The sequence below is a fragment of the Streptomyces maremycinicus genome (genome assembly GCF_001184025.1).
Classification (GTDB): domain Bacteria; phylum Actinomycetota; class Actinomycetes; order Streptomycetales; family Streptomycetaceae; genus Streptomyces; species Streptomyces maremycinicus.
Map to the genome: position 1 here is coordinate 178,765 of NZ_BBYG01000014.1, position 22,376 is coordinate 201,140.

The 22,376-nt window shown below is 73.2% G+C and carries 21 protein-coding genes; 9 read left to right on the forward strand and 12 right to left on the reverse strand.

The genetic code is table 11. The annotated features are described in order from the left end of the window. Positions 1-85: 85 nt before the first annotated feature. From AOQ37_RS19070 to AOQ37_RS19080, 3 genes are all read right to left on the reverse strand, one after another. Positions 86-1,144 carry a threonine aldolase family protein gene (locus tag AOQ37_RS19070; RefSeq protein ID WP_062645765.1) on the reverse strand — a complete coding sequence of 353 codons (1,059 nt, stop codon included), beginning with the start codon at positions 1,142-1,144 and terminating at the stop codon, positions 86-88. A 92-nt stretch (positions 1,145-1,236) separates the two neighbouring features. Beyond that, complete coding sequence (locus tag AOQ37_RS19075; RefSeq protein WP_062645766.1) at positions 1,237-1,887, reverse strand: TetR/AcrR family transcriptional regulator C-terminal domain-containing protein; 651 nt, start codon at positions 1,885-1,887, stop codon at positions 1,237-1,239. A 624-nt stretch (positions 1,888-2,511) separates the two neighbouring features. After that, positions 2,512-2,865 (reverse strand): ArsR/SmtB family transcription factor, encoded by a 354-nt coding sequence (locus AOQ37_RS19080; protein ID WP_062645767.1) that lies wholly within the window; start codon positions 2,863-2,865, stop codon positions 2,512-2,514. Positions 2,866-3,002: 137 nt separating this feature from the next. On the opposite strand from AOQ37_RS19080, the gene AOQ37_RS19085 reads away from it, so the two are divergent. Together AOQ37_RS19085 and AOQ37_RS19090 are read left to right on the forward strand one after the other, a co-directional pair. Continuing rightward, the gene (locus AOQ37_RS19085; protein ID WP_062645768.1) at positions 3,003-3,983 is read left to right on the forward strand and encodes a quinone oxidoreductase family protein; all 981 of its coding nucleotides are present in this window, start codon (positions 3,003-3,005) and stop codon (positions 3,981-3,983) included. 241 nt (positions 3,984-4,224) lie between these two features. Further along, positions 4,225-6,036, forward strand: a complete 1,812-nt coding sequence (locus AOQ37_RS19090) for a serine/threonine-protein kinase (RefSeq protein WP_062645769.1) — start codon at positions 4,225-4,227, stop codon at positions 6,034-6,036. A gap of 13 nt (positions 6,037-6,049) precedes the next feature. Here AOQ37_RS19090 and AOQ37_RS19095 read toward each other — a convergent pair whose 3' ends face one another. Continuing rightward, on the reverse strand, positions 6,050-6,472 hold the full coding sequence (locus tag AOQ37_RS19095) for a VOC family protein (RefSeq protein WP_062645770.1): 423 nt from the start codon (positions 6,470-6,472) through the stop codon (positions 6,050-6,052). 92 nt (positions 6,473-6,564) lie between these two features. Here AOQ37_RS19095 and AOQ37_RS19100 point away from each other — a divergent pair, with 92 nt between their 5' ends. Together AOQ37_RS19100 and AOQ37_RS19105 are read left to right on the forward strand one after the other, a co-directional pair. Then, on the forward strand, positions 6,565-7,617 hold the full coding sequence (locus tag AOQ37_RS19100; protein ID WP_062645771.1) for a helix-turn-helix transcriptional regulator: 1,053 nt from the start codon (positions 6,565-6,567) through the stop codon (positions 7,615-7,617). 94 nt (positions 7,618-7,711) lie between these two features. Continuing rightward, entirely contained in the window at positions 7,712-8,890 is a 1,179-nt protein-coding gene (locus AOQ37_RS19105) for a spore photoproduct lyase family protein (protein WP_062645772.1), read from the forward strand. A 418-nt stretch (positions 8,891-9,308) separates the two neighbouring features. On the opposite strand, the gene AOQ37_RS19110 is transcribed toward AOQ37_RS19105, so the two are convergent. Both AOQ37_RS19110 and AOQ37_RS19115 read right to left on the reverse strand, forming a co-directional pair. Continuing rightward, positions 9,309-9,992: a ScbR family autoregulator-binding transcription factor gene (locus AOQ37_RS19110; RefSeq protein ID WP_234436951.1), complete on the reverse strand. Its 684-nt coding sequence runs from the start codon at positions 9,990-9,992 to the stop codon at positions 9,309-9,311. A gap of 222 nt (positions 9,993-10,214) precedes the next feature. Next, on the reverse strand, positions 10,215-10,949 hold the full coding sequence (locus tag AOQ37_RS19115; protein ID WP_062645773.1) for an SDR family oxidoreductase: 735 nt from the start codon (positions 10,947-10,949) through the stop codon (positions 10,215-10,217). A gap of 111 nt (positions 10,950-11,060) precedes the next feature. Between AOQ37_RS19115 and AOQ37_RS19120 the strand changes: the two genes are divergently transcribed. After that, entirely contained in the window at positions 11,061-11,675 is a 615-nt protein-coding gene (locus AOQ37_RS19120; RefSeq protein ID WP_062645774.1) for a TetR/AcrR family transcriptional regulator, read from the forward strand. Positions 11,676-11,867: 192 nt separating this feature from the next. Beyond that, entirely contained in the window at positions 11,868-12,788 is a 921-nt protein-coding gene (locus AOQ37_RS19125) for an SGNH/GDSL hydrolase family protein (protein WP_199825052.1), read from the forward strand. 40 nt (positions 12,789-12,828) lie between these two features. On the opposite strand, the gene AOQ37_RS19130 is transcribed toward AOQ37_RS19125, so the two are convergent. After that, positions 12,829-13,146 carry a hypothetical protein gene (locus AOQ37_RS19130; protein ID WP_062645775.1) on the reverse strand — a complete coding sequence of 106 codons (318 nt, stop codon included), beginning with the start codon at positions 13,144-13,146 and terminating at the stop codon, positions 12,829-12,831. A gap of 165 nt (positions 13,147-13,311) precedes the next feature. Between AOQ37_RS19130 and AOQ37_RS19135 the strand changes: the two genes are divergently transcribed. Then, entirely contained in the window at positions 13,312-15,456 is a 2,145-nt protein-coding gene (locus AOQ37_RS19135) for an FUSC family protein (RefSeq protein ID WP_062645776.1), read from the forward strand. A 57-nt stretch (positions 15,457-15,513) separates the two neighbouring features. Here the strand turns inward: AOQ37_RS19135 and AOQ37_RS19140 are convergent, their stop codons facing one another. Next, complete coding sequence (locus tag AOQ37_RS19140) at positions 15,514-16,896, reverse strand: cytochrome P450 (protein WP_062645777.1); 1,383 nt, start codon at positions 16,894-16,896, stop codon at positions 15,514-15,516. A 163-nt stretch (positions 16,897-17,059) separates the two neighbouring features. On the opposite strand from AOQ37_RS19140, the gene AOQ37_RS19145 reads away from it, so the two are divergent. Together AOQ37_RS19145 and AOQ37_RS19150 are read left to right on the forward strand one after the other, a co-directional pair. Next, positions 17,060-17,461 (forward strand): DUF6153 family protein, encoded by a 402-nt coding sequence (locus AOQ37_RS19145; protein WP_199825053.1) that lies wholly within the window; start codon positions 17,060-17,062, stop codon positions 17,459-17,461. A gap of 91 nt (positions 17,462-17,552) precedes the next feature. Continuing rightward, entirely contained in the window at positions 17,553-18,248 is a 696-nt protein-coding gene (locus tag AOQ37_RS19150) for a DUF305 domain-containing protein (RefSeq protein WP_062645778.1), read from the forward strand. 140 nt (positions 18,249-18,388) lie between these two features. On the opposite strand, the gene AOQ37_RS19155 is transcribed toward AOQ37_RS19150, so the two are convergent. The 4 genes from AOQ37_RS19155 to AOQ37_RS19170 form a co-directional block, all read right to left on the reverse strand. Beyond that, positions 18,389-19,183: a class I SAM-dependent methyltransferase gene (locus tag AOQ37_RS19155; protein WP_062645779.1), complete on the reverse strand. Its 795-nt coding sequence runs from the start codon at positions 19,181-19,183 to the stop codon at positions 18,389-18,391. A 193-nt stretch (positions 19,184-19,376) separates the two neighbouring features. Next, positions 19,377-20,375 carry a type I glyceraldehyde-3-phosphate dehydrogenase gene (gene gap, locus AOQ37_RS19160; RefSeq protein WP_062645780.1) on the reverse strand — a complete coding sequence of 333 codons (999 nt, stop codon included), beginning with the start codon at positions 20,373-20,375 and terminating at the stop codon, positions 19,377-19,379. Positions 20,376-20,686: 311 nt separating this feature from the next. Further along, positions 20,687-21,643 carry a GlxA family transcriptional regulator gene (locus AOQ37_RS19165; RefSeq protein WP_062645781.1) on the reverse strand — a complete coding sequence of 319 codons (957 nt, stop codon included), beginning with the start codon at positions 21,641-21,643 and terminating at the stop codon, positions 20,687-20,689. Between the two features lie 54 nt (positions 21,644-21,697). Next, positions 21,698-22,132 carry a DUF7144 family membrane protein gene (locus AOQ37_RS19170; RefSeq protein WP_234436952.1) on the reverse strand — a complete coding sequence of 145 codons (435 nt, stop codon included), beginning with the start codon at positions 22,130-22,132 and terminating at the stop codon, positions 21,698-21,700. Positions 22,133-22,376 lie beyond the last annotated feature (244 nt).

The window sequence follows — 22,376 nt, forward strand, 5'->3', positions numbered from 1 at the left end:
ATAAATGGAACACCTTATCGAATTCCGGAGGCCCTGGACCCGGGATCCCGGAATTCGGCGGCGTCCCGCCGAGACCCCGGGCACGTCAGCCCGCGTGGCGGACGACATCCCGGAGCAGCTGGTCGACGTCCTCCGCGGTCGTGGCGAAGGAGGTGACGAAGCGGACGACGCCCGGCTCCCAGCGGTCGTGATAGAAGGCGTAACCGTCCGCCAGGAGCCCCTCGGTGACCTGTCGGGGCAGGCGGCAGAAGACGATGTTGGCGTCGGCGGCGCCGAGCAGTCCGACCCCGGGTACGGACTTCAGCCCTTCCCTGAGACGGACGGCCATGGCGCCCGCGCGGGCCGCGTTGCGCAGCCAGAGACCGTCGGCGAGGTAGGCGTCGAGCTGGGCGGTGTGGAAGCGCATCTTGGAGGCGAGCTGACCGGCGCGCTTGGCGCGGAAGGACAGTTCGGGGGTGAGGGAGCGGTCGAAGACCACGATCGCGTCGGCGGTCATCGTGCCGTTCTTGGTGGCCCCGAAGGACAGCAGGTCGACGCCCGCCCGCCAGGTCAGGTCGGCGGGAGCGCAGCCGAGTGCGGCGACGGCTCCGGCGAACCGGGCGCCGTCCATGTGCAGCCGCAGGCCCGTCTCCCCGGCGATCGAACCGAGGGCGCGGATCTCGTCGAGGGTGTAGACCGCGCCGGTCTCCGTGGCCTGGGTGACGCTCACCACCGAAGGCTCGACGCTGTGCACGTCCCCGGCCTTGTGCCGTGCGGCAGCGCGCAGTTCGTCGGGGTCGATCTTGCCGTCGTCGCCGCCGAGCGCCACGAGCTTGGCGCCCGCCGTGTAGAACTCGGGTGCCCCGCACTCGTCGTTGTTGATGTGGCTCTCGCGATGGCACAACACGCTCCCCCAGGGCGGCGTCAACGCGGCCAGGCTCAGCGCGTTCGCCGCGGACCCCGTGGAGACCGGCAGCACGTCCACCTCGCGCTCGAAGATGTCGCTCAGACGGCGGCGGACCGCGGCCGTGCTGTCGTCGGCCCCGTAGGGCAGGGCCTGGCCGGAGGCCGCCCGGGCCACGGCCTCGATGATCTCCGGGGAGGTGCCGGCGGCGTTGTCGCTGCTGAAGACACGCGCGGTGGGGGCGGGAGCGGTGGTGCCCATGACAGGAATCCTCGCTTTACGTCGACGGCTCGACGGGGCAGGGCGGCGGCGCGTCGTGCGGGACGGCCGGGGGAACGGGGGAACGGGGTGTGTCACAGGGCGCGGCGGCGCGGGTCCGCCGCCCGGATGAGCTGGTCCAGGGCGCCGTAGTAGACCTCGTCGTCGGTCACGGCGGACACGATCGCGGTCAGGCCGCCGGTCAGCGCCGGGAACTCACCCGGGTCCAGCGCGGCCAGCGCGGTGCGGGTCAGGGCCTGGGCGGACCTCGGGTCCCGGTGGTCGACGAAGCTCGCGCTGCCGAGGGTGAGCAGATACAGGCGCCGGTACGCGACGATCGCCTCCTCGGTGCTCATCCCGGCGGCGAGACTCGCCGCGATCTGCGGCTCGACCAGACGGGCCAGCAAATTCGGGCCGAGCCAGGGCCGCGACCCGCGCAGGGCCAGCAGGCCCGGATGAGCCGCCAGCAGCCGGTACAGCGCGGTGAAGCGGGTCGCGGTGGCGGCCGCCCAGTCCGCGTCCGGGCCGACCTGCGGGAGCCGGGCGGCCAGATGGTCGGTGCACAGGTCCAGCAGTCCGGCCAGATCGGTGCAGCGGCGCTGGAGGGAGGCGAGGGAGATCTCCAGGCGGCCGGCCAGCGCCCGGAAGGTCAGGGCCTCCGGGCCGCCCTCGTCGATCAGCAACAGGGCGCACTCGGCGATACGGTCCGGCGTCGCACGGTCCAGCGAAGGAGAGTGACGGGGCATGCGGGTCATCGTACGGTACGCCGTATCGCGGGGATGCCGACCCTGACGCACGGGCGTCCGCCCGCCAACCGGAATGCCGAGTTGGCGGGATGCCGGGATGCCCGGGTGCCCGGGTGCCGGGATTTCGGATCACCGCACCGCCGCACCACCACCGCCGGATCGCCGGCCGCCACCGCCAGAACGCCGCACCGCCGTACCGCCGCACAAGGCGGGGGCACGACAGGAACGGCCCGTCGGCGACCGCAGCCGCGTGCGACATCAGGACGGCCGCTCGTTCGCAATGCCGGAGCGATTCGAGGCCGGCCGCCGGACAGAACCGATGACCACCAGGCAGACCGGATCACCACGCGAAGCCGACCGCCGGGCAGAGCGGACGAGCGGGGCGGAGCCGCCGGGCAGAGCAGAGGGCCGGGGCGGAGCCGACCGCCGGGCAGAGCACTTGACCGGGGCAGAGGTGGCCGCCAGGCGGAGCCCAACGCCGGGCAGGCCGGCCGCCAGGCAGAGCAGACGGCCGGGCAAAGGGGGCCGGGGCCGCCCGGGACGGACTCACCGGCGATGTGTCGGTACGCGGCCCCGCCGCAGCCCGGCGTCCGGCGTCAGACGCCGGTGCGTGCGGCCCGACGCTCACTCGGCGTCGGCGGCGCCGTCCTCCCGCAGAAGCAGGTCGAGCAGCCCCGGAAAGCGCTCCTCGAACTCCTCACGGCGCAGCCGGTTGACCCGTCTCGGCCCCTCGTCGCGCTGTTCGACCAGACCGGCGCCGCGCAGGACCGAGAAGTGGTGACTGAGCGCGGCCTTGCCGACGGGCACGTCGAAGCTGCCGCAGCTGCGCGTCCAGTCGGCCGAGCCCGCCAGCTCACGGATCAGTGTGATGCGCACGGGATCGGACACCGCGGACAGCGCCGTCAGCACGGACACCTCCTCGGGATCCGTGTGCACCGGCGCCGCACGGTGGCCACCGCCCGCAGCCTGGTTCGCCATGCCCCTCCTGCCCCAACGTCTGCCGGGCGGGACACCTCGCGGAGCGTCCCGGCCGGTTGCCGAGTGTTCGATGGATATCTTACAGTCCCAGTGTTCGCTTTCCATTGAACACTCATCGAGAGGTGCGGTGATCCGTCATGCGCGCGGTCGAGTTCCAGGAGTACGGCGCCCCCGAGGTGCTGGAGATCGTCACGGCCGGGATCCCCGAGCCGGGGCCGGGCCAGGTCACCGTCGAGGCCGCCTACGTCGGCGTGAACTTCGCCGACCTCAAGGCGCGCGCCGAGGGATACCGGGTGCGGTCGCTGCCGTTCCGGCCCGGCCTCGAGGTGTCCGGACGGATCCGGGCCGTCGGCGACGGCGTCCCGGGACTGCGGCCGGGGCAGGAGGTCGCCGCCCTGGTCGACGGCGGAGCCTATGCGGAGGTGGTCCTCGCCGACGCCGTCACCGTCTTCCCGCTCCCCGAGGGCCTGGACCTGCGCACCGCCGCCACCCTGCCCACCGTGGTGCCGACCGCCTACGCCCTGCTCCACGAGGTGGGGCGGCTGCGGGCCGGCGAGAGCGTGCTGGTGCAGGGCGCGGCCGGCGGCGTCGGCACGGTGGCCGGTCAGCTGGCACGGGCGGCGGGCGCCGGGGCGGTGTACGGCGTGGTGTCGTCCGCGGCGAAGGCCGAGCACGCCCTCGCGCACGGCTACGACGAGGTGTTCACCGGCGACAGGTTCGCCGCCGACGTCCGCCGCGCCACCGGCGGCAAGGGGGTCGACCTGGTGCTCGACCCGGTGGGCGGCGACACGCTGCGCCGAGGCCTCGACACACTGGCCGTCTTCGGCCGACTGGTGTCCTTCGGCAACGCGAGCGGCGCCGAGCCGTGGCAGGTGGGACAGCCCGAGCTGTACGCGCAGGGCCGTTCGGTCGGCGGTTTCTCCGTCCTGGGGCTCGCCCGGAGCGCGCCCGACGCGCTGCGCGCCCTCGCCGAGCGCGCCTTCCGTACGGTCTCCGACGGCACCGTGAGCCTCCCCGTCACCGCCGAGTTCCCGCTGGCGGACGCGGCCGAGGCGCACCGGCTGATGGGCGGGCGCACGTCGACGGGGAAGCTGCTGCTGCGCGTCGCCGACCGCTGACGGGCGCCGCACGTGCCGCCTGCCGTGGGTGCCCGGGACGCACAGGAGTCGCACATCTGTACTGATAAGTGCTGAATATCCCCTGACGGGGTTTCCGCCAGTAGGGTGAGCGGGCGGTCGAGCGAAAGAGACACCGCCACCGGGGAGTTCCGGATGTGCCGCCCTTTCGTCCGCCGCAGTACCGGAACTTCGGGCGGCCGGGCCCTTGCCGCGCCGCCCTGTGCCACCAGGGGGGCAGGCCATGCGGGTGCTCGCGGACAGATACGAACTGGTCGAGGCGGTCGGTCGCGGAGGGATGGGGGAGGTCTGGCGCGCCACGGACCGGGAGCTGGGCCGCACCGTCGCGGTGAAGGTGTTGCCGCCGGAACTCACCCAACACGAGGAGTTCCGCATCCGGTTCCGCCGGGAGGCGCGCACCGTGGCCTCGCTCAACCACCGCAACGTCGCCGTGCTGCACGACGTCGGTGAGGACACCGGCGACGACGGGACGACGCCGTTCCTGGTCATGGAGTTCATCGAGGGACGCACCCTGACCGCCGCCCTGGCCGACGGCGCGTTCACGATCGTCAGGGCGCTGGCGGTCGCCAGGGACATCGCCGACGCCCTCGCCCACAGCCACGCCCAGGGCCTGATCCACCGCGACATCAAGCCGTCCAACGTCATGCTGACCTCCGAGGGCGGCATCAAGGTCCTGGACTTCGGGATCGCGAAGGTCGTCGCGGAGACCAGCACCCGGCTCACCGCGACGGGCATGACCGTGGGCACGCCCGCCTACCTCTCCCCCGAGCAGCTCACGGGCCGCCCCGTGGACGGCCGCTCCGACCAGTACTCCACCGGCTGCCTGCTCTACGAACTGCTCACCGGCCGGCCCCCGTTCCTCGGCGACTCCCCGTTCGCGGTGATGCACCAGCACATCAGCCAGGAACCGGTCGCGCCGTCCCGGCTGCGCCCGCAGATCCCGGCCGTGGTCGACGACCTCGTGCTCCGGACCCTGGCGAAGGACCGTGAGGAGCGGCTCGGCAGCGCGGCGGAGCTGCGGGACACGCTGGCGGAGACCCTCACCGCCCTGAGCACCCCGGCGGCGCCGAGGCCGCGGACCGCCGTACCGGCTCCGGGCGCGCCCCCAACGCCCGTCGTGCCGCCCGCGCGCACGAAGGCCGACACCAGCGCGGGCCCGGGGCACACGGCACTCGCGCAGCAGGAGACCCGTACCGCGCCGACGCCGCCCAGGCCGGTCGTCCCGCCCCCCGGTGGGCCGGTCGACCCGTCCTCGCCCGGCGCCGGGACCGGAGCCCCGACGCCGCTCCCGGCGCCGCCGGAGACCGGTCCGTCGTCCGCGTCGGGCGAAGGGCGGTTCTCCCGCACCGGCGGCAAGGTTGTCGCCCTGCTGGGCCTCGTCGTCTCCGGTGTCGTCGCCCTCGGCTACCAGGACGTGTACGCGGACTCGTCCGACGAACTCGTCGGCGTGTGGGGGGCGGCCGCCGTGCTCGGGCTCGTCCTGTTCCGCTGGCTTCCGCTCGCCTCGACCCTGGTGTGGTGGGGAGCCGGGGCCCTGGTCATGGCGAGCGTGGCCATCGGCGGCGCGGCCGACGACTACGACTACACCTCGGTCACGGAGTCCGACTTCAGCACCCTCTACTACTACGACTCGACCTACGGGTCGTACTACGAACTGCCGGCGGACTCCTCCGGCTACCACCTCTTCGAGGACGACTACGCCGGCGGTTACGACCCCGCGCAGGCCGACGTCAGCAGCGACTACACCGCGCACGACAACATCGAGATCCTCGCCGCTCCGGCGCTCGTCCTGGCCACGCTCTGTCTGCTCCGCGCGCTGAGCCGCCAGCGCCCTTCGCCCCTCGCGGCGGCCGCCGGGCTGACCCTGGGCGGCCTGGGCGTCGGCTGGCTCGCTCTCGGTCCGGACGAGCAGACCGGGGTGTTCTCGGTGGCCTGGGCCGTGGTCGTCATCGCCGCCGTCGTCCAGGAGATCCGGGCCCGCAAGGACGCGCCGCCCCGTGTCCGCCGTCGGCTGCGGTTCGTCTCGGCCGAATAGCGAGCCGCCCGACTCACGAGGTCGGTGCAGCCCGGCGGGCCGGGGCGGCCTTCGCGATCGCCGCCGGGGTGACGGGGGTGAAGAAGTTGACGAGGTTGCCGTCCGGGTCGCGGAACAGCAGCGACCGGTTGCCCCAGGGCATGGTGGTGGGCTCGTTGACGAAGTCGGTCACGAAACCGGTCAGGTTCGCGTGCACGCGGTCGACGTCGTCCACCAGGAACTCCAGGATCACGCTGTGGTTGTCGGCGGGGCGGGCCGAGCCCGGCGCGAACAGGGGGACCGTGCGGGTGCCGGCGAGGGCGAGGGTGGCGCCGGGGGTGGTGAGTTCGGCGAAGTCCTCGGTGAACCACGTCGCCGGCACCCCGGTGGCCTTCTCGTAGAACTCGACGAGGCGGGGGACGTCGGCGGTGATGATCCGGATCGAGACGAAGTCCATGGTGTTCTCCCTGGTCGTGAAGCCGTTGCACCTCGCACGCTAGATCGGATACAGGACAGGATCGGTCCACTATCGACGCTAGGGTCGAAGACATGTCCCGACCCACCGGCCGCGTGCTCACCCTCCTGGAACTCCTCCAGTCGGGCGGCACCCGGACCATCCGCGAACTCGCCGACCGGCTCGGCGTGGACGGCCGCACCGTGCGGCGGTACGTGGACCAGCTGATCGACCTCGATGTGCCCGTCGAGTCGGTGCGCGGCCGCTACGGCGGCTACCGCCTCGCCCCCGGCTACCGGCTGCCGCCGCTCATGCTCAGCGACGACGAGGCGATCGCCGTGCTGCTCGGCCTGGTCGCCGGCCGCCGGACGGGGCTGACGACGGCGACAGCCACCGCGAGCGAGACGGCGGCGGCCAAGATCAGGCGCGTGCTGCCGGAGCGCCTCGCCCGCCGGCTCGACACAGTCCTGGCCTCCCTCGCCTTCACGCACCCGCCCGGCGACTTCGCCGCCCCCGACGCCGGGGTGCTGCTCACCGTGGCCGACGCGGTACGCCACCGCCGCCCGGTCGCGGTCCGGTACACCGACCGCGACGGCCGGCGCAGCGACCGCACCCTGCACCCGTACGGGATGGTGGCCCATGAGAGCCGGTGGTACGTCACCGGCAGGGACCCGGGGATCGGGGAGGAACGGACTCTCCGGCTCGACCGCGTCACCGACGCGAGGACCCTGCCCGGGTCGTTCGAGGCACCCGACGGACCGGACCCGGCCGAGCGCGTCCTGTCCGGGTTCGCCACGGCGGCGTACCGGCACGAGGTGACCCTGCGGATCCACGGGACGCCCGAGCAGATCCGCGCCCGGCTCCCCGCGAGCGTCGCGACCGTGAAGGATCTCAGCGATGGGGCGGAGCCCACGGTCGGCGCGGATCCCGGCGTCGGCGCGGAACCCACCGTCGGGGCGGGCGCGGATCCGGGGGCCGAGCGCTGGCTGCTCGTCGAACTCCGCGCCGAGCGACTCGACTGGCTGCCGCCGGTGCTCGCCTCCCTCGACCGGCCGTTCACCATCGAGCGTCCCGACGCACTGCGCGACCTCGTCATCGCGCTCGCTGACCGCCTCGCGACCCACGCGCGGCGGTCGGCGGCCCGCTGACGTGCGCCGTAAGGTGGGCGGTACGGATCGATCCGTCGGACCCCCTCGGTCCGGCCGCCGCCTCGGTCCCCTCCCCAGCCGAACCGGAAGGTCCATGCACTCCCCGTCCGCCGCCTCGGACGACGACTCCGACGCCCTGTTCGGCCTCGACGCCCTCGGCCCCGAGCCCGCCGCAGCGCACCCAAGCCGGCCGTCCTTCCGCGACTCCGAAGCCGCCCGGCGCCTGCTGCCCGTCCGGGAGATCCACGCCGAACCCGCGGCCGCCGCCTCACCGCGCGGACGGCAGATCATCGCCCGGTTCCCCCAGGCACGGCTGGTGGAGGTCGAGTCCCACTGGGGCATCCCGGGGCTGCACGGCAACGAGGGCAACGTCGCGCGCTGGGTGCGGGTCAAGGGTGAGACGCTCGTCCTCGGGGAGCGGAAGTCGCCGAGGACACGGCCCAACGGGCGGTCCGCCGACTGGATCGCGCCGGGCGCGTCCAACGGCTGCGCGATGGCCTGCGCCTACTGCTATGTGCCGCGTCGCAAGGGATACGCCAACCCGGTCACCGTCTTCACCAACATCGACCGGATCATCGCCCACATCGGTCGGCACATCGCCCGGCAGGGCCCCAAGACCGAGCCGAACCAGTGCGACCCCACGGCCTGGGTGTACGACATCGGCGAGAACGGCGACTGTTCGGTGGACGCTCTGATCTGCGACAACACCGCGGATCTCGTCCACGCCTTCCGCCGGTGGCCGACGGCCAAGGCGTCCTTCGCGACCAAGTTCGTCAACCCGGACCTGCTGACGCTGGATCCGCGCGGCCGGACCCGCGTCCGCTTCTCGGTGATGCCCCCGGAGGACTCCCGGCTGCTGGACGTGCGCACCTCACCGGTCGACGAGCGGATCGCCGCCGCCGCGGACTTCCTGGACGCCGGTTACGAGGTGCACTTCAACCTCTCCCCCGTCGTCCTCCGCCCCGGCTGGGAGGACGCCTGGGCGGAACTCCTCACGCGTCTGGACGACGTCCTGCCCGACCGGGTGAAGCGGCAGGCGGCGGCCGAGGTGATCATGCTGACGCACAACCGGGAGCTGCACGAGGTCAACCTCGGCTGGCACCCCCGTGCCGAGGACGCCCTGTGGCGACCGGACTTGCAGGAGACCAAACGCTCCGAGAACGGCGCGCTCAACGTCCGCTACGCGGGTCCCGTCAAGGCACAGGCGGTGGACCGGCTTCGCACACTGATCACGGCCCGGACCCCGTGGCTGCGCGTGCGCTACGCGTTCTGAGCCTCCCGCCGCCCCAACGCTCGGTCACCCACGGCGTCACGTCGGCCGACTGGAGTCCGGGTGACTACAGCCGCGTAGACGGTCTGCCGCGCGGTGGTCGAAACGAGAGTCGAGGGCGTTCCCGGGGAACAGGGCGCAACAGGAGCCACGCCCCCGAGTTCATCGGAGGCAACCCGACAGTTTCACGGACCGCAACCGACCGGCTGATTCACGGCATCCACCGACCCGGCTCGTCCAGGGTGCTCCGCCGTGACGCTCGATGCCGGGGCAGCCACGGCAACGCAAGGCAGCGCAAGGCAGCGCAAGGGGCTGACGAGGTGGAGGGGTGGCGATGTTGTCGGTGGCATACCGCGCGGCCCGTACGGGAAGGTTCACTGGTGCGGTCGGGCGGTCGGGCCGCGCAGGAGCCGTGCGTCGGTCAGGGGGAGTCGGTGCCGTTCTCGATGGTGTTACCGCCGGGGCCGTCCCGCGTGGCGCGGACCGTCGTCCGCGTGGCCAGGTCGTCCAGTGCCTCGCCGATCCCGGACAGCAGCGGGGCGTGGTCCGGTGAGCCGGCCAGCCACGGCAGGAGGAAGGTCCACAACTGCGTGACGCGGTCCACCGAGAGCCAGTCGCGGTCCGCGGCCCCCAGCACCTCGAACCCCGCCGTCGCGGCCACTATCACGGTCGTCGCGGCCTCGATCGAGACGTCCCGGGCGAGCTCCCCCTCGTGCTGTGCCTGGACGATGAGATCGTGCACCCAGGTCCGCCACCACTGCAGCATCTGGGCCCCGTTCTTGCGGGAGGGGTCACCGCTCAGCCGGAACCCCGCCCTGATCACGGGATCGGTGACCACGGCAAGGAGCAGACCGCAGGCCGTGTGCACCAGGGACTCCAGCAGTGTGTCCGCCGAGCTGCGACAACGGGCCGCCAGCTCCTCCACCGAGTCCGCCGCAGCCCTCTCCACCTCCCCCGCGAGATCGCTCTTGCTGGCGAAGTGGAAGTGCAGGGCGCCGGTGCTCACACCGGCCCGCTCGCTGATGACGGGGAGGGAAGCCCGCGCGTACCCCTCGGCGGCGAACAGCTCGGCAGCCGCTTGGACAAGAGACTGACGTGTGCGCACCGCTCGCGCCTGCATGACCATCAGGTCTCCCTCCCTCACCCTGTACAGGACGACGCGGAACCGGGCCGCCCGTCCGGAACGTTGAGAGCATCCCACCCATGATCTTCAAGTAAACCGCGCGTTTGGTATTTTTATACAGGATGATGTCGTCCCGATCGCCACCGGGGCCAGAAGTGCGAGACCGTGGCCAGAAGTGCGGGACGGACAGGGCGCGTCGCCGGTTCAGGCGATGCCGCCGTTCGCGAAGAGGACCTGCCCGTTGACCCAGCGCCCCGGACCGGCCAGGAAGGCCACGGTCTCGGCGATGTCCTCGGGCGTGCCGAGCCGCTCCAGCGGGGGCTGCGCGGCGAGGCGGTCGATCGTCTCCTGATCCTTGCCGTCCAGGAAGAGCGGTGTGGCCGTCGGGCCGGGCGCGACGGCGTTGACGGTGACGTCCCGGCCGCGCATCTCGCGGGCCAGCACCAGCGTCATGGCCTCGACGGCTCCCTTGCTCGCCGCATAGGGCGCGTACCCGGGGAAGGCGAGCCGGGTCACCGACGTGGAGAAGGTGACCACCGCTCCGCCGTCGCGGACGCGGCGCGCCGCTTCCCGGGCCACGACGAAGGCGCCCCGGACGTTGGTCCGCATCAGCCGGTCGAAGGCGTCGAGATCGAAGGCGTCGACGGGCCCCAGGGTCATCACGCCGGCGGTGTGCACCACGACGTCGATCCCGCCGAAGGCCTCCTCCACCGCGGCGAACGCGTCGGCCATGGCGCCCTCGTCGGCGACGTCGCCATGGACCGCGACCGCCCTGCCGCCGGCCGCTTCGACGGCCGCGACGGTCTCCTCGGCGGCCGCCTTGTTGCCCGCGTAGTGCACGCCGACGGCCATGCCGTCGGCCGCGAGCCGACGGGCCACGGCCCGGCCGATGCCCCCGGAAGCGCCGGTGACGAGTGCGACGCGTGTGGTCTCGGACATGATGCTGCCTCCAGTTCGTTTATGAACGATGAGTCCATATAACCACGTTGTGAACGCCGCGTCCATATGTCAGGCTGGGGCCCGTCGGACGATGCCCGGAGGTCGGCGCCCATGCAGGAACGGTCGGAAACCCCCACCGCCCCCGGACCACGGCGCGGCCGCGGCCGGCGCCCGGCCGCGGAGGTACGCGCGGACGCCCTCGACGCGGCGGGCGCCCTGCTCCTGGACGGAGGCATGGCCGCCTTCACGTTCGAGGCGGTCGCCGAGCGGGCGGGGGTCAGCAAGACGACGCTCTACAAATGGTGGCCGTCCAAGGGCGCGCTCGCCCTCGACGGCTACTTCCACGCCGTGGAATCCGTGCTGGCCTTCCCCGACAGCGACGACATCGAGGCCGACCTCACGGCGCAGCTCCGCGCGTTCGTCCGGATCCTCACCGAGACACCCGCGGGTCGGGTGATAGCCGAGCTCATCGGCCAGGCACAGACCGATCCGGAGCTGTCCGCCGCCCTGCTGGAGCGCTACTCGGGCCCGCGCCGGGAACTGGCGGTCCGGCGGATGCGGCGGGCACAGGCCCACGGCCAACTGCGCGCCGACGTCGACCCCGAGGTCCTGGTGGACCAGCTGTGGGGCGCCTGCTACCACCGCTTGCTGATGCCCAGCCTGCCGCTCACCCAGGACTTCGCGGCGAGCCTGGTCGCCAATCTGCTGCCCGGCGTCCGCGCCTGACCCGACGCGGAGGACCACCGGCGCGGTACGCTCCCGCCGCGGAGGCGGGCCCGCGCCCCTTCCGGCAACGCGTTCACTCCCGGCTCTGGCCCCGGTGACCTACCGGGCGGTATACAAGCCCAGTCGAACGGAATGCCGACCGGACGGGACGGCGTCGTCGACGGGGCATGGGCCTCGAGGGGGAGGAACTCGATGCAGCGCGACGTTCGCACCGCAGGACCGGCCGGCGGCCGGCGAAAGGCCGTCACCTTCCTTGCCGCGCTGGGCAGTTGCGCCCTGGTCGCCGCTTCCGCGGGCCCGGCCGCGGCACACGGCGGAGGCGGGGGCGGGCACGGCATTCGTTACGTGGCGCTCGGCGACTCCTACACCTCCGGCCCGCTCATCCCCCGCCAGGTGGACGCCAACTGCGCCCGTTCCGACCACAATTACCCCTCGATCGTGTCCGCACGGCTCAGGACGGCCACGTTCAAGGACGTCAGCTGCGGTGGGGCGACGACCGAGCACATGTGGAAGGCGCAGGGGACCAACGGCCCCCAGCTCGACGCGGTGGGACGCAACAGCGACCTCGTGACCGTCCAGATCGGCGGCAACGACATCGGCTTCGGCTCCATCATCGGCACCTGCGCCCAGCTCTCGGCCCAGGACCCGACCGGCAACCCGTGCCAACGCCACTACGGCGCCTCGGGCGTCGACCAGCTCACCGTCGCGATAGCCAAGACCGCTCCGAAGGTCGCCCGGGTGCTTCAGGCCGTGCACGACCGGGCCCCGCACGCCCGGGTCCTCGTCGTCGGCTACCCGGACCTGCTGCCCGACGACGGCAGCGGCTGTGCGCCCACGGTGCCGTTCGCGACGCGGGACTTCCCCTACCTCCGGGACACCGGCAAGCGGCTCAACCTGATGCTCCGCCTGGTGGCCCGCTGGAACCACGCCGAGTACGTCGACACCTACGGCCCGACCGTCGGCCACGACATGTGCAAGTCCCCGGCGGACCGGTGGATCGAACCCTTGCAGCCCACCTCCCCCGCCGCTCCCGCGCACCCCAACGCCAAGGGTGAGGAAGCCATGGCGGGGGCGGTGTGGCAGCGCCTGACGCACGGGCGGGGCGGCCGCTGACCGACGGCCGGGGCTGCCGGGCCCCGGCCCTCCGGCCTGCTCACACGTCGGAGTCGATGCCGGTGACCACCGCCGGTCCCAGGGGCGCGCTGCTGTCGTCGAGCCCGGCGGTGTGCAGGGCGGAGTCCGCGAGCCTGCGGGCGTCCTCCTCCGCGTGCGGACCGCTGTCCGCCTCGACGGCGAGCCGGATGGTGAACGTGTCGTCCTCGTTCACGGTGAGCGGGTCCAGGTCCTGGGCGCTGCCCAGGTGCGTGCGGTGCGGATCGGCGGGACGCAGGGCCTGACTCAACCGCTTGCGCGTCTCGTCCTCGACCCCGGCGGTGAAGGTGCCGGGCACGGTGATCACGTAGGTCGTCATGGTGTTCCCTTCCTCGGGTTCCCTCCCGCATACCCCGGAGCGGGCGGTCGATCTCCGCTCTTTTCGGGTGACCCGCCGGCCCGGCCCCTTCTCCGCTGCGCGACCACCCGACCCGCGCGACACTGAAAGCCGCGGATGATCCACGGGTGGCGGAGAGGAGCGGTGATGCCCAAGCGGCCGTCGCTCGCCGAATCCGTCCGGGCGGGGCGACGCGCGACGCGTGTCACGGCCGCCGCGGCGGCCGGGTTCTATCCGGCGGCGTATCTCCTCGATCAACCCGTGACCGCGGTCTACGCCCTGTTCACTCCCATCGCGTTCGGCGTCCTCTCACCGGTGCCGGGGTCCGGGCGCCGACGCGCCCTCACCGTCCTGCGCGCCCTGCCGGCCGCGGCCGTCCTCACCGTCGCCGGTACCGCCCTCGCCGTGCGGACCTGGGCGGCCGTGGCGGGCATGCTGATCGTCGGGTTCGTGCTGGTGTTCGGCTCGGTCTGCGGTCCTCGTCTGGCCGGTACCGTCCCGGGGCTCCAGTTGTTCTACATCCTCGCCTGCTTCCCGCCCTTCGCCCCGGAGACGCTGCCCCAGCGACTGACCGGGGTCGCCGTCGGCGGGGCCTGTCTCGTCCTGTGCGAGGTGGCGGTGTTCCCCGATCCGCCGGATCCGTCATATCGCGAGCGGATCGCCGGCACGCTCGAGCTGGCGGCCCGCGCCACCCGCTCCCTGATCCGTACCGACGGCCCGGAGCCCGGTCCGGCCGCACCGCTGAGGGAGGCCGGCCGGGGCCTGCGCTTCTCCCGACAGCCCGCCGGTGCGAGGCCGACCGGCGCCGGAAGGACGCACCGGGCGCTCGCCCAGGCGGGTTCCGCGTCCCGGCGGCTCGTCGACCAGTTGGCCGCCCTCACCGAGCTGCCTCCCGCGCCCTCGGACACGGCCTCGCGGAACCTTCTGAGCGGCATCGCGGCCGCCTGCGACGAAACGGCGGGCGCCCTGCGCCGGTCCCGGCCCGCGGCAGGGCCCGAGCTGCTCGAGGAGATGATCGCCGAGTTCCTCACCGCGCGCGACGGAGACCCCGCCGGGCGCGTTCCCCGCCCGCACGAGGTGCTGGTGCGGCAGTCGACGGTGCTGACGATCGCGGCCTCCGCCGTGACCGTGCGCACGGCCGCCGCCCTGGCGCTCACCGGCCGACAGCCCGTGCACGGGCTGCCCCGGGAGCAGTTCTGGTACGCGCGGACGCCGACGGTCCGGCTGTTCGCCGTCCGCCTCACCGGCAACCTGACGCGGCGCTCCGTCGTCTTCCAGAACGCGCTGCGCAGCGCGTGCGGTCTCGCGCTCGCGCGTCTGGTGGCGGGATCCCTCGACCTGTCGCACGGCTTCTGGGTGCTGCTGACGGTGCTGACCCTGGGGCGTACCACGGCGGGGGCCACCTGGTCCGCCGTCCGGGCCGCCGTCGTGGGCACCATGGCCGGTGCGCTCGCCGCCGGTCTGCTCCTCATCGGGGCGGGCGGGTCGACCGATGTGTACGCGTACCTCCTCGTGCCGATGATGCTGATCGCCTTCGCGGTCGGGCCGTTGGAGGGGCCGGCCTGGGCCCAGGGACTGTTCACCCTGGTCGTGTCCACGGCGTTCGCGCAGATCGCGCCCGTGACGTGGCGGCTCGCGGAGATGCGGGTCGTGGACGTGCTGACCGGGAGCGCGGTCGGACTGCTGTGCGGTGTGCTCGCCTGGCCGTTCGGCGCCCGCGCCGAGACGCGGCGCAGTGTGACGGCGCTGCTCCGGTCCGCCGCACCCGTGGTGCGGGCCACCACGGTCGCCGCGACCGGTGACGGGTCGGCAGGCCACGGCGACGCCGCCCCTCAGGCCGTCCGGCTGACCCTGCACCGGCTCCGTATCGCGGAGGGCTCGTACGCGCAGTACCGCACGGAGCCGTCCGCACCCGCCCGGGGGCCCGAACCCGACTACCTCGCCGCTCTCAACGTCGGCTCCCGTGTCCTGGTCGGCGCCTACTGGGTGCCCCGGGCGGACCCTTCGCCCGAGATGCCTCCCGACGCCCTGCGCTGGGCCCGGCGCGTCACCGACGAGGCGGAGACAGCGATCGACCGGGCGGCCGACTTCCCGCCGGGCGGCGTCCATGTCCGGCTGACACCACCGCCGGCACTGCCTCCCGGGGTCCCGCCCCGGGTCCTGTCGCTCCTGACGGACATCGAGGTATGGCTCGACGCGATCGCCGCCGACCTCAGAACCACTACCACCGGCACCAGCACCAGCACCAGCACCAGCACCAGCCGGGGGGCTCCCCGGACGACCGCCTCCTGAAGGCCTGCCCGGCCGGGAATCGTCCTCGCGGAGGCCCGGTCCGCGCCCCAGTGGTCCCTACGACACCAGCGTCGCGACAGTAGGTCCGTCGGGGCGCACGGTGATGCCGTACGCCGCCTTGGCCGGGGTCGAGGCGAAGGCCAAGGTGTGGACCGGCAGCAGCTGTTCGAGCAGGACGGTCGCCTCACGGAGTGCGAACTGGACTCCGAGGCAGGCACGGGGACCGATGCCGAAGGGGAAATAGGCGCCCGGGTGTGCAGGCCGGCCGCCCGGGGTGAGGAACCTCCGGGGTTCGAAGTGCTCGGGATCCGGCCACAGTTCGGGATCGCGGTGGGTGAGGTAGGGACAGACCAGGATGTCCGTGCCCGCCTCGACGGTGTAGCCGCCGAGGATGTCGTCCTCGGTGGTGTGGCGCGGCAGGATCCAGGCGGACGGGTAGAGCCGGAGCGTCTCATGGATCAGTGCCTGGACGGCCTCGCGGCGTTGCGGTGAACCCGCGCCGCCGGCGGCCAGAGCCTGTTCCCGGGCGGCGGGGTACCGGTCGAGCAGGAGGTAGAGCCAGGTCAAAGTGGTCGCGGTGGTCTCGTGCCCGGCCGCGAGCAGCGTGACCAGCTCATCGCGGATCAACTGGTCGGAGTATGCGGGGTGTTCGGCATCAGCGTCGGCACCGACACCTGCCCCCGCAGCCGCACCGGCACCGGCACCGGCACCGGCACCGGCACCGATGAGAACGTGCAGCAGTCCCGGGCCGTCCGGGCCGGCCTCCCCGTCGCGGGCGGCCTCGATGGCGCGCCTGGCGACCGCGTCGATCCGGGAGAGATCGGCGGCGACGGCGTCCCGGGCGCCGGAGCCATCGGCGGGCAGCGTCGGAAGGGCGGTCGCCACGGCTGCCACCGCGTCCAGTTCGCGCTCGGTCCCGTCGTCGAGGGGATGGCCGGTGAGGGAGCGCCAGATGGCGTCCAGGGCGAAGCGGCGCATCTCCCGCCCGACGTCGAAGCTCTGTCCGGTGCGGGCGTACCCGGCCCAGCGTTCGGCGGTGGTGCGGGCGGCGCCGGTGATCCGCTGTTCGTAGCGCCGCATCCCGATGCCGGTGAACTGGGACTGGAGCAGGCGGCGTTGACGCTTCCACGCCGGACCCGTGGCGGCCAGGACCCCGCCGCCGATCAGCAGCCGGGCGCGGTGGGAGCGTTTGACGTACTGCTCGGGGTGACGCGCGAGGACGTGCTGGACCGCCGACGGGTCGGTGACCAGGACGGTGGGAGACGGTCCGAGACGGAACGCGGCGACACCGCCGCACCGTTCACGCACCCGGGCCAGCAAGTCGACCAGCTCGCCCCGCTCCGAGCGCCAGCGCTCCACGACCGCGGCGTCGACTTCGGGGAGGGGCCGCCCTGTCGCGGAATCGAGCGGGAGCGAGCCGGGACCGGCTTCGGATTCCATGATTCTTCTCCTGGTCGACCACGGCGCCGGGCCGCGACGGAGCACTGACGCTGTGCGGACTGTACGGGATCGGGCACCTTGGGTGACAGCGCGCCCGGGCGCCCGGAGGCGCACTCCCGCTCCCGTGCCGGCGCCCGGCAGGGCTCCGCCTAGGATGGCGCCGATGAAGAGTCGCGAGCGGCACCACCCCGCGCGACCGCCCGTGCGGCGGTGGCGGGCGCTGCTCGTGCTCGGACTGCTCGCCGGGCTGCTGGGGATGCACGCCCTGGCCCCCGGCGACGCCGTCCACGAAGACGGCGGGCCGCGGCCCATGACGGCGGTCTCGGCCGGCGCTCATCACGACTGTGCGGGACACGACGGCGACTGCGACGGCGGACACCTCCATCACGCCGATCCGACCTGCGTGGCGGCCGCGGTGAGCGGCGCGCCGGATCTGCCCGCGCTCGTGCCCGACCCGGTGGCCGTCCCTCTGCCCGCCGACGCGATCGGCTCCCACGCGGCCGGTGCCCCGGACAGCGCACGCGCGCCCCCCTCCCTGGCGGAACTCCAACTCCTGCGGATCTAGACACCGCCCGGCACCGCGTCACCCGTACGGCGACGTGGTGCGCCCTCGGCATGTCCGGATCCCTTTCGCACAGCACAGCAGGAGTCTCCCTATGCGCAACACCCGTCGTAGCCGTAGCACTTGCAGGACCCGCGGCACTGGTAGGCCCCGTGCCCTGACCCGCCGCGCCGCTCTCACGGCCGCTTCCCTCACCGCCGCGCTCGTCCTCGTCGCATGCGGCGACGGCGGCAGCGGCGGACACCCGGGCGGTCACGGCTCCGCTTCGTCCGGGGCGAACACCGGCGCCACGGCCGGAGCGCACAACGCCCAGGACGTGTCCTTCGCCCAGGGCATGCTCCCCCACCACCGGCAGGCCCTGGAGATGGCCGGACTCGCCCCCGACCGGGCCTCGTCCGCCGAGGTCAAGGACCTCGCCTCGCGTATCGAGAAGGCGCAGGGCCCGGAGATCAGGACCATCGGCGGCTGGCTGACGTCCTGGGGCGAGAAGGCCCCGACGTCGTCCGGCGGCGCGACGGACTCCATGCCCGGCATGGAGCACCCCGCCGGGTCCGCGATGCCCGGCATGATGGACGGCTCGGACCTCGGCGAACTGGGCGAGGCGTCCGGCACGGACTTCGACGCCCTGTTCCTGACGATGATGATCGACCACCACGAGGGAGCCGTGGCCATGGCCGCGGTCGAGAAGAGCAAGGGCGAGTACGGCCCGGCCAGGTCCATGGCCGCCGACATCATCGCCGCGCAGACGGCAGAGATCGCCGAGATGAAGAAGCTCCTCGGCAAGAACTGAGGAGTCAGGACCGAGTACTGAGAACTGAGTACTGAGAACCTGCGTACCGGGGACTGACGGACCTGAGTACCGAGGACTGACGGACCGGAGGCAGGGGGCCGGAAATCTCACCGCCCCCTGTCTCCGCGCGGGTCCGGGGCCTACGGACGTCGGCCCCGGACCGCCCAGGCACGGGCGGTGAGCGCGATCGGTCCGTCCGGCCGCGCGGCGACAGCTCCTCGGAGCGCTGCACACAACCGGTCCCGGGCCGCCGGGGCGAGGGCGGCGACGTAGTCGGGGGCGGGGCCCTGCCCGCCCAGGAACGGTTCCCACATATCCGTGAAGTCGGCGAAGACGGTGGGCACTTCGATCGGGACGACCTCGACGTCGTCAAGTCCCGCCCCGGTCCACAGCGTTCGCAGCTCGGCCGGTCGGCAGTGCGGGAACCTGTGGCCCTCGTCCAGCGCGGCAGCGGAGGGATCGACCGAGACCGCCGCATCCCAGAAGCGCCGCAGGAGCGTCATGCCCTCGGCGTAGTCCCACACGTACGCCGCGACCTGTCCGCCCGGCCGGACCGCCCGGGTCGCCTCCGCCACCGCCGCGCCGGGCGTGGAAAGGAAGTTGAGCGCCAGGCCGCTGACGACCGCGTCGCACGCCTGGTCGCGCACCGGCAGGGCCAGCGCGTCCGCCGTCACCCAGCTCACCGGCGCGGCGACCGTGGCACGGGCCGAGGCCAGGAAGGCCGCCGACCGGTCCAGCGCGACCACGGTCGAGGGCCGGCACCGGGCGGCGACCACCGCCGTCAGGGCTCCGGTCCCGCACCCCACGTCCAGCCAGCGCAGACCGTCCCCGCAGCCGAGCCAGGCCACGAACCCCTCCGCGACCGGACGGCTCCACCGGCCCATGTACCGCGCGTAGGCGTCCCCGACCGCCCACATGTCGCGTCGCTCGCGCATACCCCCACGATGCCCCTGAAGACGGGGCCGCGCGGGCTGAACGGCGAGTCGCCTCGGGTACGCCGGACCTGCCGCCGGTCCCGCCCGGTCCCGCCCGGTGCCGTCCGGTTCCGGCTGGAGCCGTCCGGCCACATGCCCCCGGCCGCTCGCGGGTCGGTCCACGAACGGCCGGCGGGGTCGGCAGGGCCTGCGGTCAGCGCGCGGCGAGCAGCTCGAGCGTGTCGATCACCCGGTGGGAGAAGCCCCACTCGTTGTCGTACCAGGCGACCACCTTGATGTGACGGCCGTCGACACGGGTGAGCGCCGAGTCGAAGATCGACGAGGCCGGGTTGCCGGTGATGTCGGACGACACCAGCGGGTCCTCCGAGTACTCCAGGACGCCGGCGAGCGGGCCCTCGGCCGCGGTGCGGTACGCCGCCAGCACGTCCTCGCGGGTCACGTCACGGGCGACGGTCGTGTTCAGCTCGACGATCGAACCCACCGGGACCGGCACCCGGATCGAGTCCCCGGAGAGCTTGCCCTCGAGGTTCGGCAGCACGAGGCCGATCGCCTTGGCGGCGCCCGTCGTGGTCGGCACGATGTTCACTCCGGCGGCACGGGCGCGACGAGCGTCGCGGTGCGGACCGTCTTGGAGGTTCTGCTCCTGGGTGTAGGCGTGCACCGTGGTCATGAAGCCGTGCTCGATGCCGGCGAGGTCGTCGAGCACGGCGGCCAGCGGGGCGAGCGCGTTCGTCGTGCACGACGCGTTCGAGACGATCGTGTGCAGCTCCGGGTCGTAGGCGTCGGTGTTCACGCCGTACGCGAGCGTGACGTCGGCACCGTCCGAGGGCGCGCTGACCAGGACCTTCTTCGCACCCGCGTCGAGGTGGGCGCGGGCCGCCTTGGCAGAGGTGAACCGGCCGGTGGCCTCCAGCACGATGTCGACGCCGAGTTCGGCCCACGGCAGTCGCGCCGGCTCGCGCTCGGCGAGCACCTTGATGCGACGGCCGTCGACGACGAGGACGTCGCCGTCGACGGTGACCGGGCGGCCCAGTCGGCCGGCCGTCGAGTCGAAGGCGAGCAGCCGCGCGAGCGTGGCCGGTTCCGTGAGGTCGTTGACGGCGACGATCTCCAGGTCGCTGTCGCGCTGGAGGAGCGCGCGCAGCACGTTGCGTCCGATGCGGCCGAATCCGTTGACGGCGATGCGAGTCATGAGTGATGTCCCTTCGGTTCGCCACCAGCATCACGCGCGGCGCGCTTCCGTGACCGGGGCGTGAGCGCCATGGTTCGAAAGGATCTCGCCACTCGGGCCGTCCGGCCCGTCACGGCCCCGCCCGGCCCGTCCGGTCCCCCCGTCCCGGCCCGTCCGGTCCCCCTGTCCCGGCCCGTCCGGTCCCCCTGTCCCGGCCCGTCCGGTCCCCCTGTCGCGGCCCGTACGATCTCCTGCCCCGGCCCGTCCGAACACCCGCCCCCGCCCCCGCTCCGGCCCCCGCTCCGGCCCCGGCCCCGGCCCCGGCGTACCCGCTACTCGCCCTTCGTGAAGGTGCGCCGGTAGTCGCTCGGTGTGGTGCCGAGGATCTGCTGGAAGTGCGTCCGCAGATTCGCCCCCGTGCCGAGTCCGACGTCGCCGGCGATCTGCTCGACGCTGCGCTCGGAGCGTTCGAGCAGCTCACGGGCCATGTCGATACGGGCGCGCATCACCCACTGCATGGGCGTGTACCCCGTGTCCTCGACGAAGCGCCGCGAGAAGGTGCGTTCCGAGACGGCTGCGTGCCGGGCGAGCGCCTCGAGGGTGATGGGCTCGTCGAGCCGGTGCAGCGCCCACTCGCGGGTGGCGGCGAACCGCTCGCCCAGCGGCTCCGGCACGCTGCGCGGCACGTACTGCGCCTGGCCACCGCTGCGGTACGGCGCGGCGACCAGACGCCGGGCGGCGTGGTTGGAGGCGGCCACCCCGAGGTCGCGGCGCAGGATGTGCAGGCACAGGTCGATCCCGGAGGCGGCGCCGGCCGATGTCAGCACGCTGCCCTCGTCGACGAACAGGACGTTCTCGTCGACCTGGACGTGCGGGTGCTTCGCCGCCAGCGCCCGGGTGTAGTGCCAGTGGGTCGTGGCGCGTCTGCCGTCGAGCAGGCCGGTGGCGGCGAGCGCGAAGGCCCCCGTCGAGATGGCGGCCAGCCGGGCGCCCCTGGCGTGCGCGGCCAGCAGGGCGTCGAGGACCTCCCGCGGCGGGTCGTCGAGATCGGGAAAACGGTAGCCGGGCAGGAACACGACATCGGCCCACGCGAGCGCGTCCAGACCATGGGCGACGTGGTACGAGAGCCCGTCCCCGCCGGTCACCAGGCCGGGCGCCGCGCCGCACACCCGCACCTCGTACGGCATGCTCGCGCGGGTCGTGAACACCTGCGCGGGAATACCGACGTCGAGCGGCTTGGCGCCTTCGAGCACGAGGACGGCGACACGCTTCAGGCGGGAGGACGACACGCGGACCAGGGTACGGGGAGGCCAGGGCCTGTCCGGTGGATCAGGTGGGGAACCCTAGACGCGCGCCCCCGGCACGTGTCGCGGCTCGGCCAACAGCCCGTAGAGGACCAGCGCGGAGACGACCATGGTGGCCAGGGACCAGAACGGGTAGACCGGAAGGAAGATCATCTGTCCGACCAGACAGAACGCCGCCAGGCAGATGCCGGTCAGTCGCGCCCCCCTGGAGCCCACGAGCACACCGATGCCGGCCAGGGCCATCACGATGCCGATGGCGACCCAGATCCAGCCCCAGGCCGTGTAGTTGAGGATGAGCAGCCGGTTGCCCTGGGAGTAGACGGTCGAGTAGTAGCCGTGATTGAAGACCGCCACGAAACCGTTGAGCAGGTTGAAGAGGGCGCTGACCAGCAACAGGATCCCGGCGAAGGCCACCCAGTGCGAGCGTTCCATCGGGGGTATGGCGTCGTCCGTGCGAGAGGCTTGTGGCTGCATGGGCACCATGAGAGGCCGCCCGGCGGCGGGTCGCCATCCGTGCTGGACCGTTGGGGTGGCCGGGGCGTCGGCGCTCGCGGGCGGCCGGTCGCCCGGTGCGAGGCCGGCTGCACGCTGGCGCCGACGTGCAGCCGGTCGTCCCTCGGTGCCGAGGTGCCGTCCGCCACGGCCGCGAGGCCCCTCGTCGGCTCCGGGAGGCGCGGGCACACGGCCTGTCGGATAGTGGATCTCGTCGGCACCCTGG